This window comes from Sphaerotilus sp., from assembly GCF_031429695.1.
GTDB lineage: Bacteria > Pseudomonadota > Gammaproteobacteria > Burkholderiales > Burkholderiaceae_C > Sphaerotilus.
The window spans coordinates 113,071-129,120 of record NZ_JANPAB010000058.1 but is presented as its reverse complement, the minus strand read 5'-3'; the positions used below and the strand labels follow the sequence as shown (position 1 = coordinate 129,120).

11 protein-coding genes are annotated in these 16,050 nt (G+C 69.3%); 10 read left to right on the top strand and 1 reads right to left on the bottom strand.

Annotated features, from left to right (window positions below):
- The first annotated feature begins 11 nt into the window (after positions 1-11).
- On the top strand, positions 12-1,778 hold the full coding sequence (locus tag RMP06_RS10980; protein ID WP_310461820.1) for a sensor histidine kinase: 1,767 nt from the start codon (positions 12-14) through the stop codon (positions 1,776-1,778).
- A 25-nt stretch (positions 1,779-1,803) separates the two neighbouring features.
- Complete coding sequence (locus tag RMP06_RS10975; protein ID WP_310461819.1) at positions 1,804-3,192, top strand: sigma-54-dependent transcriptional regulator; 1,389 nt, start codon at positions 1,804-1,806, stop codon at positions 3,190-3,192.
- A gap of 7 nt (positions 3,193-3,199) precedes the next feature.
- On the opposite strand, the gene RMP06_RS10970 is transcribed toward RMP06_RS10975, so the two are convergent.
- Positions 3,200-4,621 carry a DUF4382 domain-containing protein gene (locus RMP06_RS10970; RefSeq protein WP_310461818.1) on the bottom strand — a complete coding sequence of 474 codons (1,422 nt, stop codon included), beginning with the start codon at positions 4,619-4,621 and terminating at the stop codon, positions 3,200-3,202.
- Between the two features lie 152 nt (positions 4,622-4,773).
- On the opposite strand from RMP06_RS10970, the gene RMP06_RS10965 reads away from it, so the two are divergent.
- The 8 genes from RMP06_RS10965 (at position 4,774) to RMP06_RS10930 (ending at position 15,977) form a co-directional block, all read left to right on the top strand.
- Complete coding sequence (locus RMP06_RS10965; RefSeq protein WP_310461817.1) at positions 4,774-6,285, top strand: sigma 54-interacting transcriptional regulator; 1,512 nt, start codon at positions 4,774-4,776, stop codon at positions 6,283-6,285.
- Positions 6,286-6,432: 147 nt separating this feature from the next.
- Positions 6,433-7,686 (top strand): D-amino acid dehydrogenase, encoded by a 1,254-nt coding sequence (locus RMP06_RS10960; RefSeq protein WP_310461816.1) that lies wholly within the window; start codon positions 6,433-6,435, stop codon positions 7,684-7,686.
- Between the two features lie 62 nt (positions 7,687-7,748).
- Positions 7,749-9,284, top strand: coding sequence for a glycosyltransferase family 39 protein (locus RMP06_RS10955; RefSeq protein WP_310461815.1), 1,536 nt, complete (start codon positions 7,749-7,751; stop codon positions 9,282-9,284).
- 10 nt (positions 9,285-9,294) lie between these two features.
- Positions 9,295-11,004, top strand: a complete 1,710-nt coding sequence (locus RMP06_RS10950; RefSeq protein ID WP_310461814.1) for an ABC transporter ATP-binding protein/permease — start codon at positions 9,295-9,297, stop codon at positions 11,002-11,004.
- A 154-nt stretch (positions 11,005-11,158) separates the two neighbouring features.
- Positions 11,159-14,518, top strand: coding sequence for a type I restriction-modification system endonuclease (hsdR, locus tag RMP06_RS10945; RefSeq protein ID WP_310461813.1), 3,360 nt, complete (start codon positions 11,159-11,161; stop codon positions 14,516-14,518).
- Positions 14,519-14,574: 56 nt separating this feature from the next.
- Positions 14,575-14,988, top strand: coding sequence for a hypothetical protein (locus RMP06_RS10940; RefSeq protein WP_310461812.1), 414 nt, complete (start codon positions 14,575-14,577; stop codon positions 14,986-14,988).
- Positions 14,989-15,000: 12 nt separating this feature from the next.
- A complete protein-coding gene (locus RMP06_RS10935) occupies positions 15,001-15,567 on the top strand; it encodes a type II toxin-antitoxin system MqsA family antitoxin (RefSeq protein ID WP_310461811.1) in 567 nt (188 codons plus the stop codon).
- Positions 15,558-15,977: a hypothetical protein gene (locus RMP06_RS10930; protein WP_310461810.1), complete on the top strand. Its 420-nt coding sequence runs from the start codon at positions 15,558-15,560 to the stop codon at positions 15,975-15,977. The genes RMP06_RS10935 and RMP06_RS10930 overlap by 10 nt, the downstream gene beginning before the upstream one ends.
- Positions 15,978-16,050 lie beyond the last annotated feature (73 nt).

Here is a 16,050-nt window from a genome sequence, read left to right as displayed (position 1 = left end):
CGCTCGGCGCCATGGCCCCGCTCCACTCCCGGTCCTGGCGTTCGCGCAGTCTGCTGCCCTGGGCGGCCCTGGTGCTGGCGCTGATCGGGGCAGTGGCCTGGGGCACCCATGTGCTGGCGCTCCAACTCGGCCTGCAGCGCACCGGCGATCTGGCCGGGCACCGGCTGGACGTGACCGCTGCCCGGCTGGACGGCGAGCTGGCCCGCTTCGACTACCTGCCCGCGCTGCTGGAAACGTCGTCCGAGGTGTTCCAGTTGCTGGCCACGCCCGGCGACACCGCCCTGCGCGCGCAGGTCAGCCGCACGCTGCACGCGCTGGACGCGATCGCCGGCGCCGACATCCTCTACGTCATCGACACCGCCGGCACCGTGGTCGCTTCGGCCGACTGGCAGCAGCCGGGCACGCCCTTCGGGCAGGACCTGTCGTGGCGCCCCTATGTGCGCGATGCGCTGGCGCGTGGCGAAGGCCAGTTCTACGGCGTCGGCGTCACCAGCGGACGCGCCGGCTACTACCGCTCGTTCGCGCTGCCACGCCACGGCAAGGCGCTGGGCGTGGCCGCCGTCAAGATCGACCTCGAAGCCTTCGAACGCGAGTGGCCGCGGCTGCCGGGCGAACTGCTGGTGGTGGACGAACGCGGCGTGGTCATCCTGGCGTCCCGCGCAGCGTGGAAGTTCCGCCCGCTCGTGCCCCTGACGGCCGAAGCCCGCGCCGAGGCCGAGCAGGCCCGACGCTATGGCACGTCCGATCTGACACCGCTGGCCTGGCAGTTGCGCCAGCCCGCCTCGGACGGCATCACGCGCGTGCAGATGGAACGGGCCGCCTACCTGGCCAGCGAGCGCCCGATCAACCACGGCCGCTGGCGCCTGCTGCTGCTCGACAGCGAAGCCGCCGCGCAGGCCTCCGCCCGCAACACCGCGCTCAGTGCGGCCCTGGCAGCTGCCGTGCTGCTGCTGCTGGCCGTGGTCGCATGGCAGGCGCGGCGCGAGATCCGCCAGCAGCGCGCCACCCGCGCCGCGCTGCAGGCCGCGCACGACTCGCTCGACCAGATGGTCCAGGCCCGCACCGCCGAGCTGCGCGCCGCGCAGGCCGATCTGGTCCACGCCGGCAAGCTCGCCGCCCTGGGCCAGATGTCCGCGGGTGTCGTCCACGAACTCAACCAGCCGCTGGCCGCGCTGCACACGCTGTCGGACAACGCCGCCGTGCTGCTCGACCACCAGCGCCTGCCCGAAGCACGGGCCAACCTCGTGCGCATCAGCCACCTCGTCGAGCGCCTGGGCCGCATCACCTACCAGCTCAAGGCGTTTGCGCACAAGACCCTCGAACCACCGACCCCGATCGCCCTGCACAAGGTCGTCGGCGACGCGCTGTTCGGGCTGGCGCAGCGGCTGCGCGAGGCGGACATCACCGTGACCGTGGCGGTGGAGCCGCCCGATCTGCACGCCATGGCCGATGCGATGCGGCTGGAGCAGGTGCTCGTCAACCTGCTGGGCAATGCGATCGACGCGCTGGCCGGCACGCCGGCGCCCGCCATCACGGTGCGCGCCATCCGAGAAGGCGCCCAGGTCGTGCTCGTCCTCGGCAACAATGGACCGGCGATCACCCCCGAGGTGCTGCCCCGCCTGTTCGAGCCCTTCGTCACCACGAAGCCCGCCGGCAAGGGCCTGGGCCTCGGGCTGGTGCTCTCGGCGCGTCTCGTGCAGGGCTTCGGCGGTCGGCTGCAGGGCGGCAACCTCGCTACATCGGGGGTCGCGTTCACCATCGAGCTACCCGCCGCCTGAGCGCACCTGAACGTCCCGAACCCGCATGAGCACTGCTGCCCGTCCTGTCCCGACCGTTCCCGCCATCCACCCGATCCGGGTCGTCTTCATCGAAGACGATGAAGACGTCCGCCTCGGCAGCGTGCAGGCGCTGGACCTGGCCGGCTTCGCCGTGGACGCCCACGGCAGCGTCGAGCAGGCGCGCCCGCACGTGCAGGCCGGCCTGCCCATCGTCGTCGTCTGCGACGTGCGGTTGCCCGGCATGACCGGCACCGAGTGGCTGCGCGAGCTGCACGCGCTCGACTCCGGGCTGCCTGTCATCCTCATCACCGGCCATGGCGACATCGCGATGGCGGTGCAGGCAGTGCAGGACGGGGCCTACGACTTCATCGAGAAGCCCTGCTCGTCGGAGCGGCTGGTCTCGGTGGTGCGCCGCGCCGCGGACAAGCGCCAGCTGCTGATGGAGGTGCACACGCTGCGCCGCCAGCTCGATGGCTGGCACGGCATCCAGGCCACCCTCATCGGCCGCTCGGCGCAGATGGAGCGGGTGCGCAGGCTGGTGCGGGCGCTGGCCGCCGCGCCGGCCGACGTGGTCATCTACGGCGAGACCGGCACCGGCAAGGACCTCGTTGCCCGCTGCCTGCACGACCACAGCGCACGCCGCCGCGGCCACTTCGTGCCGGTCAACTGCGGCGGACTGCCGGAGAATCTGGTCGAGAGCGAGCTGTTCGGCCACGAGGTCGGCGCCTTCACCGGCGCGATCCGCCGCCGCATCGGCAAGTTCGAGCACGCGCACGGCGGCACGCTCTTCCTCGACGAGATCGAGAGCATGCCGCTGGCGGTGCAGGTCAAGCTGCTGCGGGCGCTGCACGAGCGCTCGATCGAGCGCGTCGGCTCGAACGATCCAGTCGCCGTCGATTGCCGCGTCATCGCAGCGAGCAAGGAAGACCTGCGCCTGCTGAGCGAGCAGAAGAAGTTCCGCTCGGACCTGTACTACCGGCTCGGCGTGGCCTTCATCGAGCTGCCGCCGCTGCGCGAGCGGCGCGAGGACATCCCGCTGCTGTTCGAGCACCTGACGCTGCAGTCGGCACGCCGCTACGGCCTGCCGGCGCCGATGGTCGACGGCGCCATGCTCGCTTCGCTGATGGCGCACACCTGGCCGGGCAATGTGCGCGAGCTGCGCAACGTGGCCGACCGCTTCGTGCTCGGCCTGCTCGGCGAGGACATCACCGGCGCACTCGGCGCGCAGGCACCCCAGCGCACGCTGCCCGAACAGGTCGAGCAGGTCGAGCGCGTGCTGATCACCGAAGCGCTGCGCCAGCACCTCGGCGACGTGTCGGCCGCGGCCCGGGCGCTCGGCGTGCCCAAGCAGACGCTCTACGACAAGCGGCGCCGGCTGCAGATCGACCCGGCGGAGTTCCGGGCGGAGGACTGACTGCGGTTCAGCGCTTGCCGTGCGGCTCCGAATGCCGCTGGCCGGCACAGCCGTCCACGTCGAGCACCGTGGCGGTCAGCGTCGTGCCGCTGAGCGTGCCCAGCACCTTGACGGTGGCACCGGCCAACAGGCAGGTCGACGTGCCATCGTGGTAAGTCGCACCGGTCGTGTTGACGGTGTAGGCGCCAGCCGCCACGGCGGTACTGGCGTTGGCGGCCGTCACGGTGAAGGTGAAGGTGCCGTCGGTGTTGACCGTGCCCACCGTGCCGCGCACGCCGCTGCCGACATAGGCATGGCCCGGATGCGCCTGCCGCGCGGTGCTGGATGCCGCGCCGCGCACGTCAACCGTGGTTGCCGTGATCACCGCGGCGGAGCCGATGCCGCTGACCTGGCCGCGGAAGCTCACCGCCACCCCGACGGCCAGGTCGGTGACCAGCCCGTGCGGGAAGCTCGCTTCGCTGACATCGACCACCACGCTGTCGCTGCCTGGCAGGAAGTTGGCGTCGGTCAGCTTGACCGTGACCAGCGAGCCGTTGACGGCGCTGACCGTGCCTTCGCCGCGGGCGCGGGCGACGGCGGATTCGACGTGGATGACGGTGGCGGTCACGGTGACCGGGTCGGCCGTGGTGGCACCCGGCGTGACCGTGCCCTTGATGCCGATGCGGGTGCCCGCGGCGAGCTGGGCCAGCGTCAGCGTGGCGCCGGTCGATTCGTTGGTGATGACTGCATCGGTGGCCAGCGAGACCACCACGCCCGTGCCGAGGCGGCTGTCGTTGACGGTGAGGGTGCCCGCCGTGGTGTCCACGCTCTGGACCGTGCCATGCACCTCGGCCTGCTGGCGGACGAACTTGCGGAAGGCGTCGGTCGGGTGCAGCACGTCGACCTGTGGCGTCACCCGCCCGGTGGCGGCGCTGTAGGTGAAGCGGGCGAGGTTGAAGTCGAGCACGAGCTGGCCGGTGGTCGCCGTGTCGAAGTTCAGGTTGCGCACATTCCAGACGAAGTCGCTGGTGCCGCTGCCGAGCTGGCCGGTCACGGTGGTGGCGCCATCGAGCGAGACGAGCTGCACGTCGTTGCCCAGCGTCACGGCGAGCTGCGTGTAGATCCCGGCCGGCACCGTCACGCTCGACATGAACTGGCCCACGTCCGCCAGCGAGGAGAGGTTGACGACGACCGGCGCGGCGGTGGCGTCCAGCAGCGTGACGGCCGCGCCGGTGCTGTCGGTGGCAGTGATCTTCTTGATCGTGACCCAGACCTTCGCGTACTCGGTGGCGAGGTTGTCGGTGATGTAGGTCTGCAGCGTGACCGACGCGGCCGTCGTGGTCGGCATGGTGGAGGCTGTGTCGCCACCCCCGCCACAGGCGGACAGCACAGCCAGCGCCGCGGTCGACAGGGTCAGGATCAGGGACTGGTTCAGGCGGGGACGGGTCATCGGTGCGCTCCTGGCATGATTCTGGTGCTCAATAAAATGGGAAGTTTTCCCATATATTGACATCGTAAAGGCAGTCCGCACCCCCAGTCCATGCACAAGTGAACAGCGTTACCCCGGTTAACCGAACTTTGCATTCCCGCAGAATCCGTCACATGCGCATCGACGTCTTCTTCACCGACCGGGTCGGCATCGCCCAGGAAATCCTCGCCACACTGGCACAGCGGGCGCTGGACGTGTCCGCGGTCGAGGTCGAGCCGCCGCACGTCTACCTCGAAGCCCCGGCGCTGGATGCGCAGGGGCTGGAGCAGTTGCGCGGCGAGCTGCTTGGCGTGGCGGGGGTGCAGTCGGTCGATGCGGTGGCGATGCTGCCGGGCGCGCGGCGGCGGCTCTACCTGGACGCGCTGCTGGCGGCGCAGGGAGACCCGGTGCTCGCCGTCGATGCCGCGGGCGTGGTGGTCGTGGCCAATGCGGCGGCCGTCAGCGCCAGCGGGAGGGCCGAGGCGGCGCTGATCGGCCAGTCGCTGCCGGGGCTGACCGGCGAGGCGCGCTCGGGCAGCGAGGTGCAGCTCGGTGGCCAGTCCTTCCTGCTCGAATCGGTGGCGCTGCACGAGGCGGGCGGCGCGGTGGCCGGCGCCGTGCTGACGCTGCACGCGCCACACCGGCTGGGCGAGCGCCTGAGCGCGCTGCGCAACCACGGCGCGGGTGGCTTCGAGGCCATCCTCGGCGACTCGCCCGCGATCCGCCAGCTCAAGCAGCGCGCCGCGCGCATGGCGCCGGTGGACGCACCACTGCTGATCCGCGGCGAGACCGGCACCGGCAAGGAGCTGATCGCCCACGCCTGCCACGCCGGCAGCCGCCGCAAGGAGCAGCCCTTCTTCGCGCTGAACTGCGCCGCGCTGCCCGAGAGCCTGGCCGAGAGCGAGCTGTTCGGCTACGCCGGCGGTGCGTTCACGGGCGCGCTGCGCGGCGGCAAGCCGGGACTGCTGGAACTGGCGGACGGCGGCACGCTCTTCCTCGACGAGGTCGGCGAGATGTCGGCCTACCTGCAGGCCAAGCTGCTGCGCTTTCTGAACGATGGCAGCTTCCGGCGCGTCGGCGGCGAGCGCGAGCTGAAGGCGGACCTGCGCATCGTCAGCGCCACGCACCGCTCGCTGGAGGACATGGTGGCTGCGGGCACGTTCCGGCAGGACCTGCTGTTCCGGCTCGACGTGCTGCAGCTGCAGGTGCCGCCGCTGCGCGACCGCATGGAGGACATCCTGCCGCTGGCGCAGGTGTTCCTGGAGCGCGCCTGCGCGCAGATCGGCCGGCCGCGGCCACGCATCGGCGCCGCGGCGGCGGCGGCGCTGCTGGCACATCCGTGGACAGGCAATGTGCGGCAACTGCAGAACGTCATCTTCCGCGCCGTGACGCTGAGCGAGGCACCGGTGATCGAGCCGGTGGATCTGGAGTTCGTCGGCAGCGCGCCAACGCCGGCCGCCAGCGCCGCCGCCATGGCGGTCGAGACGGTGGTTTCGCTGGAGGATGCCGTGGCCGGCTTCGAGCGGACGCTGCTGCAGCGGCTGCACCGCGACTACCCCTCGACCCGCAAGCTCGCCGAGCGGCTCCAGACCTCGCACTCGGCGATCGCGGTGCGGCTGCGCAAGTACGGCATCGGCGCCGGATGAGTTGCCACGATTTCGATACAACGCATCGAAACCATTCCAGTCGATCCCCTGAATCGTATTGATTCACGGACAGCTCCGCCCGCGTCCCCCAGGTTTGCCTTGGCACGGTCATTGCGCTGAACGCCGGCAACTCTGGAGAACAGCAACATGCGCGTCCTGGTCCTTGGCAGTGGGGTGATCGGCACCTCGGTGGCGTACTACCTGGCCCGCTCCGGCCACGCAGTGACGGTGGTCGACCGGCAACCCGGCCCCGGCCTGGAGACGAGCTACGCCAACGCGGGCGAGATCTCGCCCGGCTACGCGGCGCCGTGGGCCGGGCCGGGAGTGCCGCTGAAGGCGATCCAGTGGCTGCTGATGCACCACAGCCCGCTGGTCATCCAGCCGCTGCTCGACCCGGACATGTGGCGGTGGTGCCTGCAGATGCTGGCCAACTGCAACGCAAGGTCCTACCGCGTCAACAAGGCGCGCATGGTCCGGCTGGCCGAGTACAGCCGCGACTGCCTGCGGGAGCTGCGCGCCGACATCGGCATCCAGTACGACGCGCGCAGCCAGGGCACGCTGCAGCTCTTCCGCACCCAGAAGCAGCTCGACGGCACGGCCAAGGACACCGAGATCCTGCGGCAGCATGGCGTGCCCTTCGACGTGCTCGACCGCGCCGGCTACCTGCAGCACGAGCCGGCGCTGGCGGAGGTGCAGCACAAGTTCATCGGCGGCCTGCGCCTGCCGGGCGACGAGACGGGCGACTGCTTCCAGTTCACGCAGCGGCTGGCCGATGCGGCGCGGGCGCTGGGTGTGGAGTTCCAGTTCGGCGTGGACATCCAGGGCATCGACCACGCAGGCGACCAGATCACGGGCGTGCGCACCCGCCTCGGCACGCTGACCGCCGACCATGTCGTGCTGGCGCTGGGCAGCTACTCGACGCAGATGCTCAAGCCGCTCGGGCTGCGCATCCCCGTCTACCCGGTCAAGGGCTACTCGATCACCGTGCCGATCACCGACGCGGCCCACGCGCCCGAGTCCACGGTCATGGACGAGACGCACAAGGTCGCTGTGACGCGCCTGGGTGACCGCATCCGCGTCGGCGGCACGGCGCAGCTCTCCGGCTTCAACCTCGACCTCGACGCCGCACGCCGGCGCACGCTGGAGTTCGTCGTCACCGACCTGTTCCCGAAGGGCGGCGATGTGTCGCGGGCCGAGTTCTGGTGCGGCCTGCGCCCCATGACACCGGACGGCACGCCGATCCTCGGCGCCACCCGGCTGCGCAACCTCTCGCTCAGCACCGGCCACGGCACGCTCGGCTGGACCATGGCCGCCGGCACCGGCCGCGTCATGGCCGACCTGATCAGCGGCCGCACGCCCGAGATCAGCCTGGACGGGCTGACGATGGCGCGCTACACCTGAACCAAGCCTGAGGAATCGTCAGTGGCAGGCCGCGGATAATGGAATCCGGATTTCCCCTAGCAATGCCCACGACCTCCTCCCACTCCCCTGCGGTTTTTTCCTCTGACGGCGCGGGCACGGCCACCACGCCATCGGCCCTGCACCGGCATCCCGGCTGGACACTCGCGCTGCTGGCGTTGTGGCTGCTGGCGACGATCGGCCTGCGCCCGCTGCTGCTGCCCGACGAGGGGCGTTACGCCGAAGTCGCCCGCGAGATGCTGCGCGGCGACGGGCTGGTGCCGACGCTGCTCGGGCTGCCCTTTTTCCACAAGCCGCCACTGATGTACTGGCTGGACATCGCCGGGATGCAGTTGCTCGGGGTCCACGCCTTCGCCGCGCGCGTGGCACCAGCGCTGGGCGCATGGCTGATGGGCGCGGCGCTGTTCCTCGACCTGCGCCGCCGCGTCGGCCCACACGAGGCGCTGGTCGCACTCGGGGTGATGGCGACGACGCCGTTTTTTTTCATCGGCGGCCAGTACGCCAACCACGACATGCTGGTGGCCGGGCTGATCACGGTGGCCGTCCTCAGCGGCCAGCGCGCGGTGGACGATCCGACGCGCACCGACCTGCGCTGGCTGGTCACCGCCTGGGGCGCGATGGCGCTGGCCGTGCTGGCCAAGGGGCTGATCGGCGTGGTGCTGCCGGCACTGGTGGTCGGGCCGTGGCTGCTGGCGCAACGGCGCTGGCGGCAGTGCCTGGGACTGATGCACCCGCTGGCGGTCGGTGTCTTCCTGCTGATCGCGGCGCCGTGGTTCGTGGCGATGCAGCTCCGCTACCCCGGCTTCTTCGACTACTTCTTCATGGAGCAGCACTTCCGCCGCTTCGCGCAGGCCGGGTTCAACAACGCGCAGCCGCTGTGGTTCTATGCCGCCGTGCTGCCGCTGCTGACGCTGCCGTGGAGCCTGTGGCTGCCGGCGGCCTGGCGCCACCCGGTGCCCGGACTGCAGCGCGGCCTGGTCCTCTGGTGGCTGGTGGCGATCGTCGGCTTCTTCTCGTTGCCGACCTCCAAGCTGGTGGGCTACGCGCTGCCGGCGCTGGCGCCACTGTGCGGGCTGCTGGGGCTGGCGGTGGCGCGTGGACAGGTCTGGCGCAAGGTGATGCCGGCGGCGGCGTTGCTCTGCGTCGGCATCGTCGCCACACTGGCGTGGCAGGCACCGCACTCGCACCGCGACCTGGGCGAGACGCTGGCCCGTCTGCGCCAGCCGGACGAGCGTGTGGTGTTCGTGGAAGGTGCGTTCTTCGACGTGCCGTTCTACGCCGGGCTGACACGGCCGCCGATCGTGCTGTCGAACTGGGACGACCCGGACATCGCCCGGACCGACAACTGGCGCAAGGAGCTGAGCGACGCGGGCCGCTTCGATCCACCGGCGGCTGCCCGCCAGCTCTGGCGCACTGCCCAGGCAGGGCGACTGCTGTGCGCACCAGGCACGGTCTGGTTCATCGCCGATCTGGCCTGGAAACCAATGCCGGAGCTGGCCGGAATCGCGGCGGTGTACAAAGGGCACAACGGCGTGCTGTGGCGCGTCGACGCACGCACACCACGCACCGGATGCCCTTGACGCACCCTGAATGACCTCACCCGACGAACCCGACGCCAACCGCCACCTCTGGCAACGATTTGTCCACATGGCCGCGCCGTACTGGCGATCGGACGAACGGGTGCGCGCCCGGGCGATGGTGGCGCTGCTGGTCGTGCTGCTGCTGGGGCAGACCGGGTTCAACGTGCTGTTCAACCACGAGACCGGCGAATTCACCTCGGCGCTGGCCGCGGGCGATGCCGACCGGTTCTGGGCCGCGATCCGGCGCTTCACGGCGATCCTGGTCGCCGCCGTGCCGATCTACGCCTGCTACTACTTCGTGCGCGACACGCTCGGCATGCAGTGGCGGCGCTGGCTCACCGACCACCTGCTGCAGCGCTACTTCAGCCGCCGTGCCTACTACCACCTCAACGCCCACGCCGGCATCGACAACCCCGACCAGCGCATCGCCGAGGACGTCAACAGCTTCACCTCGCAGTCGCTGTACTTCCTGATGGTGGTGCTCGGCGCGGTGATCGACCTGGTGGCGTTCACCGGCGTGCTGTGGACGATCTCGCGGCCACTGGTCGGTTTCCTGATCGGCTATGCGCTGATCGGCACCTGGTTCACCGGTTCCGTGTTCGGACGGCGGCTGGTCGCGCTGAACTTCCGGCAACTGCGGTGCGAAGCCGATTTCCGCTTCGGGCTGGTGCGGGTGCGCGAACACGCCGAATCGATCGCCTTCCACAGCGGCGAGTCCCAGGAGCTGGGGGGGCTGCGCGGACGCTTCGCGGATCTGCTGGACAACTTCCGGCAGGTGCTGCGCTGGCAGTTCAACCTCAACTTGTTCCAGTACGCACACAGCTTCCTCATGCTGGCGCTGCCCAGCGTGATCATTGCGGAGGAGGTGCTGTCGGGCCGCATGGAAGTGGGCCGCGCGGTGCAGGCGGCGGGTGCGTTCACGGCGATCCTGGGTGCGCTGACGCTGATCGTGCAGCACTTCGAGAGCCTGAGCCGCTTCGGCGCCGGCGTACACCGGCTGGACACCTTCTCGCAGGCGCTCGACGCGCAGGCCCTCAGCGATGCCGAACCCGGCATCGAAACCATGGACGGCCCACAGCTCGCGCTGGAGCAGGTGACCGTGGTGACGCCGGAGCACGCGCACACGCTGATCCGTGAGGTCACGCTCGCCATCGCGCCCGGCGAGGGCCTGCTCATCACCGGGCCGAGCGGCTGCGGCAAGAGTTCGCTGCTGCGGGTGCTGGCCGGGTTGTGGCAGACCGGCGCGGGGCGGGTCGTGCGGCCGGGCCACGAGGAGATGCTGTTCCTGCCGCAGCAGCCCTACCTGTCACCGGGCACGCTGCGCAGCCAGATCCTCTACCCGCACCCCGAGCGCGAGGTCACCGACGAGGAGCTGCGCGCGCTGCTGCACCAGGTCAACCTGCCGGATCTGCTGGAGCGCGTCGGCGGGCTGGACGCCGAGCGGGACTGGGCCAAGGTGCTCTCGGTGGGCGAGCAGCAGCGGCTGTCGTTCACGCGGGTGCTGCTGGCACGGCCGCGTTACGTGATGCTGGACGAAGCCTCCAGCGCGCTCGACGCCGCCAACGAGGCGCTGCTGTACGCCCAGCTCGCCGGCATCGGCAGCACGCCAGTCAGCATCAGCCACCGGCCGGCAATCCTGCCGTTTCACCGGTGGGTGCTGGAGCTGCCGGGGGATGGGTCGTGGCGGGTGGTGGCAGCTGAGGGTTACCACTTCGATTGAACGCGGACCGGTAAAACCTCACGCCTGATTGCCAGACGCGCCTGGACTGCTGGCACGACGTGCCGCGCTTTCTGGGCTAGATTGCCCGGGCACATCCGAGCACACGACACCAGTGGCGCCGGATCTGGTCGCACAGAGAGGCAGGGGGAAACACATGACGGTGACGGGTTCGAGCAACTTCGCATTCCTGGTCGAGCACTCGACCCTGCTGGCTGAACTCGGCGCCACGGCCGAGCGGCTCTACCCGTTCGACCCGTCGAGCTGCGTGCTCAAGCTGCGCCTGCTGGCCGAAGCCCTCACCCGCGACATCGCGGCGCGTGTCGGCGTGGCCCTCGTACAGCCGACGCAGGCCGAGCTGCTGCGCGCCGTCGATGCGCGGCTGGGCATGGACGCCCAGGTGCGCCAGCTCTTCCACCTGCTGCGCCGCACGGGCAACGCCGCCGCACACGAGGTGCAGCACGGCATCGGCTACCGCGAAGGACTGGAAGCCCTGCGCGTGGCGCGGGAGCTGGCCGTCTGGTTCCACCGCACCTTCGGCTCGAATCCGTCCTTCCAGCCTGGCCCCTTCCGCCTGCCGGACGACCCGAGCCAGAAGCTGGCCACGCTGCAGCAGCGGTTGGAGCTTGCCGAAGCAGCGAACCAACGCTATGCCGCGCTGCAAGCGGAATTCGAGTCCCGCCTGAACGCCCAGGCGCAGCGCACCACCCAGTCCGTCGGCAGCGAGACCCTCGCCGGCTATTCCCGCCGTGCCGCCGAAGCCGCTACCCATCTGCAGATGGACGAGGCCACCACCCGGCTCGTCATCGATCTGCAGTTGATCGAGGCCGGCTGGGACGCCGACACCACCCGACTCACCCACGCCAGCGGCGCCCGACCGGAGCGCGGCCGGTACAAGGCGATTGCGGAATGGCCCATGGGCGGCCGGCAATCGGCCGACTACCTTCTGTTCGCTGGCCTGACGCCGATCGCCGTGGTCGAGGCCAAGCGCCAGAACATCCAGGTTGCCGGCAAGATCGGGCAGGCCGAACGCTACGCCCGCAGCCATACGCCCGAGGCCCATCAGCCGACCGCCTGGCAGCAGGAAGGCCGAACCGAGCCCTGGCCGGATGGTCAGGGCGCGCACTTCCACATCCCCTTCGTCTATTCGAGCAACGGCTGGCCCCAAGTCAAGCAGTTGGCCGAGGTCAGCGGTACCTGGTTCCGCGACGTGCGGGCGCCGTCGAACACGGCCCGGTCACTCCCGGGCTTCCATTCGCCTCAAGGGCTGCTCGATCTGCTGCAGCGCAGCCGGGAGGATGCGGAAACGCGCTTGCAGGCCGAGCCCTACGGCTACCTGCAACTGCGCGACTACCAGGTGCTCGCCATCGGCGCCGTCGAAGCGGCGCTGGCCGACAACCGTCGCAACTGCCTGCTGGCAATGGCCACCGGCACCGGCAAGACGCGCACGATCATCGGGCTGGTCTACCGCCTGCTCAAGGCCGAGCGCTTCAAGCGCATCCTTTTCCTCGTGGACCGCACGGCGCTGGGACAGCAGGCCCAGGACGCCTTCAACGAAGCCCCGCTGGAATCGAACCAGCCGCTCAGCAAGATCTACAACATCGCCGAGCTGGGCGACATGGCCGCCGAGGCGGAAACCCGTGTCCAGGTCGCCACCGTGCAGGCGATGGTCAAGCGCCTGTTCGGCAGCGACAACCCGCCCCCGGTTGACACCTACGACTGCCTGATCGTGGACGAGGCCCACCGCGGCTACACGCTCGACCAGGAGATGACCGAGGGCGAGCTGGCCCTGCGCGACCACGCCCAGTACCTGTCCAGCTACCGGCGCGTGCTCGACTACTTCGACGCCGTGCGCATCGGCCTGACCGCCACTCCGGCGCGCCACACGACCGAGATCTTCGGCAAGCCGATCTTCACCTACGCCTACCGCGAGGCCGTGGCCGAAGACTGGCTGATCGACCACGAGCCGCCGATCCGCTACCAGACCCTGCTGAGCCAGAAGGGCATCCACTTCGACAAGGGCGAGCAGGTCGAGGTGCTGCACCTGGACACGGGCGAGATCGAGGCCGCCGAACTCGACGACGAACTCGACTTCCAGATCGAGAGCTTCAACCGCAAGGTCATCAGCGAACACTTCAACCGTGTCATCTGCGAACAGCTCGCCCAGGAGATCGACCCCTTCAGCGCCGAGAAGACGCTGATTTTCTGCGCCACCGATGCGCACGCCGACATGGTCAAGCGGCTGCTCGACGAGGCGTTCCGGGCCGTCTACGAGGGCGACTACAACGAGGCTGCGGTGCGCAAGATCACGGGTGCGAGCGACAAGGTCGAGCAGCTCATCCGCCGCTACAAGAACGACGCGCTGCCCAGCATCGCCATCACCGTCGACCTGCTGACCACCGGCATCGACGTGCCGGCCATCTGCCACCTGGTGTTCATGCGGCGGGTGAAGAGCCGCATCCTGTACGAGCAGATGATCGGCCGGGCCACGCGGCGCTGTGACGACATCGGCAAGACCGTGTTCCGCATCTACGACCCGGTCGATCTTTATGCCGCGCTGGACCCGGTCAACACCATGCAGCCGCTGGTGAAGGATCCGAACGTCACGCTGGCGCAACTGGTCGACGAGCTGCGCAACCCGGCCAGTCTGGCGTTGCCCGGCAGCCAGCCCGAGCGCAGCCATGCGCATGACGTGCTCGACCAGCTCGGCCAGAAGCTCATGCGCGTGTTGCGCACCGCCCGCCACCAGGCCGAGCAGCCGACAGAGAAGGGCACCAAGCTCAAGGCCCGGCTGGATGCGCTGGAGCAGCAATGGGGCGTGCCGCCGGAGACGCTGCACCAGCATCTGCACAGCCTCGGGCCACAGCCCGCGGCCGACTTCCTGGGCCAGCATGCCGGCCTGCTGAACCAGCTCGCCGAGGTGCGTGTGCTGATGGGCTCGGCCTACGGCCCCATCCTGTCCGACCATGCCGACGAGTTGCGCGTGCGGGAGCAGAGCTGGGGCGCCTACGCCAAGCCGGAGGACTATCTGGACAGCTTCAGCCGCTTCGTGCGCGAGCAGGTCAACCAGTCGGTGGCGCTGGCGGTGGTGGTCAACCGGCCGAAGGATTTGACCCGCGCGCAACTGCGCGAGGTGCGGCTGCTGCTGGACGCCAACGGCTACAGCGAGGCGCAACTGAAGTCGGCGTGGCGCCACCGCAGCCAGGTGGAGATCGCCGCCAGCATCGTCGGCTACATCCGGCAGGCCGCGCTGGGGGAGGCGCTGCTGCCCTTCGAGCAGCGGGTCGCGCAGGCCATGCTGCGGGTCTACGGTTTGCGCACCTGGACGCCGGTGCAGCGCAAGTGGCTGGAGCGGCTGGCCAAGCAGCTCACGCACGAGGTCGTGATCGACGCGGCCTTTGTCAATCGCGCCTTTGCCGAGCAAGGCGGGGAGCGGGGGCTGGACCGCCAGCTTGGCGGTGCGCTGACACCAGTGCTCGCCACGTTGGCAGAGGCGCTGTGGCAGAACGCCGCGTGACCATGCCCAGCGTCAGCCATGGCAAAGTCAGCGCCTACCCAGGATAAGTTACCACCATGGTAATAAAAAGTGTTCTTTCGGAGTACAGTTCCACTCCACCCGATCAGCCCGGCCGGGTGAAGATTGATGCAGACGGGCCGCTCTACGACCTGGCCCGCGTCAAGGCACTGGCGGCAAACGAAGACCAGATCCTCGTGTGGACAGCCAAATGCCGGAAGGATGTGCTCAACCTGTTCGACAGCGATCTGGTGCAGGTGGCCGAACTGATTCAGGCGCTGACCACGGCCGACTACATCGACTCCGAGTGGTGCGAGAACGGCCGAGGGGCGCTGGCGGCGTGCGATGCCTATCGGATCCGCCGCCAGGAAACGATACCGGCCACCGGCAGGTCCATGACGGTGTCGTACTTTGTGAAATTCGCCATTGGCAAGACAGGTCGGCTGGTGCTGATGGTGTCCTGCCATGTTTGAGGAGGTGTCCTGATGGATACACAAGAACTCTGCCCGCTGTGTGGCGAAGGCCATGTGACCCAACAGGTCGAGCCAGTCGAGACCGACTACAAGGGCCACCAGACGCTGCTGCCCCAGCATTTCCTGCTGTGCGACCACTGCGGCTCCGACTTTGCAGGAGCGGCTCAGGCCAAGCTGAACAAACGTGCCCTGATGGCCTGGCGCAAGCAGGTGGAGGGTCTGCTGACGGGCGCCGAGGTCGCCGCCCTGCGCGATCAGTACCACCTGACGCAAGCACTTGCCGCGCGCCTCTTTGGTGGCGGTCCGGTGGCGTTCAGCAAGTACGAGAACGATGACGTCGTCCAGTCCGAATCCATGGACACGCTGCTGCGCCTGGTGCGCCGCAGCCCGGAAGCCTTTCGGGCGCTGGCGGAAGAGAAGGGCATGACCGACGAACTGGCGCTGACGCGTCCGGTCAGCCATGTGACGCGGTCGGCCACGGTGATTGCCATCAACCGCCGGCAAGAGGAGCCGTCTCCCCACTACGTCCCCAGGGAGTTCAGAACCTTCACGGCAGCAGGAGCGCAGTCATGCAAGTAGCCGAATTGCGTCCCAGGCTGATCACGTTCCGTGTGGCAGCCTTCCAGTCCGACAACCGGGTAGAAGACAGCGGATCGCCCTGGTCACTCGAACTACAGCAGGAGATCCAGGTAGGACTGGCCGTTCCCACAGACTCCAATGGGCCGCTGCAAGCCATCGTCAAGATCACCCTCGGCGCGCAGGCGCACAGCGAGCAAGCCGCCAGCCAGACCGCTTCGTTCAAGGGCGAGTACGTCGCCAAGTTCCACTACCCGCCGGGCATCACCGAGTCAGCGGTCACACCCTTGCTGGACCAGGAACCGCACCAGTATCTGCTGGTTGCCCAGGCCTTCCCGCTGGCCATGAGCCACTTCCGGCGCGAGTTGCAGTCCACGGGCTTCGACGCACGGCAGTTGCCGCTGGGCGTGTGATGCCCCATTTGCCTGCTGGCCCAGCCTGAAACCAGGCAGCCGGATCTTCATCCCGAGCCTGGGTGCGGTTGAC

What these genes read in the sequence shown, in the direction of transcription:
- RMP06_RS10955 (WP_310461815.1), top strand. Translation starts at nt 7,749, where the DNA reads ATGCCCACGACCTCCTCCCACTCCCCTGCGGTTTTTTCCTCTGACGGC.
- RMP06_RS10935 (WP_310461811.1), top strand. Translation starts at nt 15,001, where the DNA reads ATGGATACACAAGAACTCTGCCCGCTGTGTGGCGAAGGCCATGTGACC.
- RMP06_RS10970 (WP_310461818.1), bottom strand. Translation starts at nt 4,621, where the DNA reads ATGACCCGTCCCCGCCTGAACCAGTCCCTGATCCTGACCCTGTCGACC.
- hsdR (WP_310461813.1), top strand. Translation starts at nt 11,159, where the DNA reads ATGACGGTGACGGGTTCGAGCAACTTCGCATTCCTGGTCGAGCACTCG.
- RMP06_RS10930 (WP_310461810.1), top strand. Translation starts at nt 15,558, where the DNA reads ATGCAAGTAGCCGAATTGCGTCCCAGGCTGATCACGTTCCGTGTGGCA.
- RMP06_RS10975 (WP_310461819.1), top strand. Translation starts at nt 1,804, where the DNA reads ATGAGCACTGCTGCCCGTCCTGTCCCGACCGTTCCCGCCATCCACCCG.
- RMP06_RS10965 (WP_310461817.1), top strand. Translation starts at nt 4,774, where the DNA reads ATGCGCATCGACGTCTTCTTCACCGACCGGGTCGGCATCGCCCAGGAA.
- RMP06_RS10950 (WP_310461814.1), top strand. Translation starts at nt 9,295, where the DNA reads ATGACCTCACCCGACGAACCCGACGCCAACCGCCACCTCTGGCAACGA.
- RMP06_RS10940 (WP_310461812.1), top strand. Translation starts at nt 14,575, where the DNA reads ATGGTAATAAAAAGTGTTCTTTCGGAGTACAGTTCCACTCCACCCGAT.
- RMP06_RS10960 (WP_310461816.1), top strand. Translation starts at nt 6,433, where the DNA reads ATGCGCGTCCTGGTCCTTGGCAGTGGGGTGATCGGCACCTCGGTGGCG.
- RMP06_RS10980 (WP_310461820.1), top strand. Translation starts at nt 12, where the DNA reads ATGGCCCCGCTCCACTCCCGGTCCTGGCGTTCGCGCAGTCTGCTGCCC.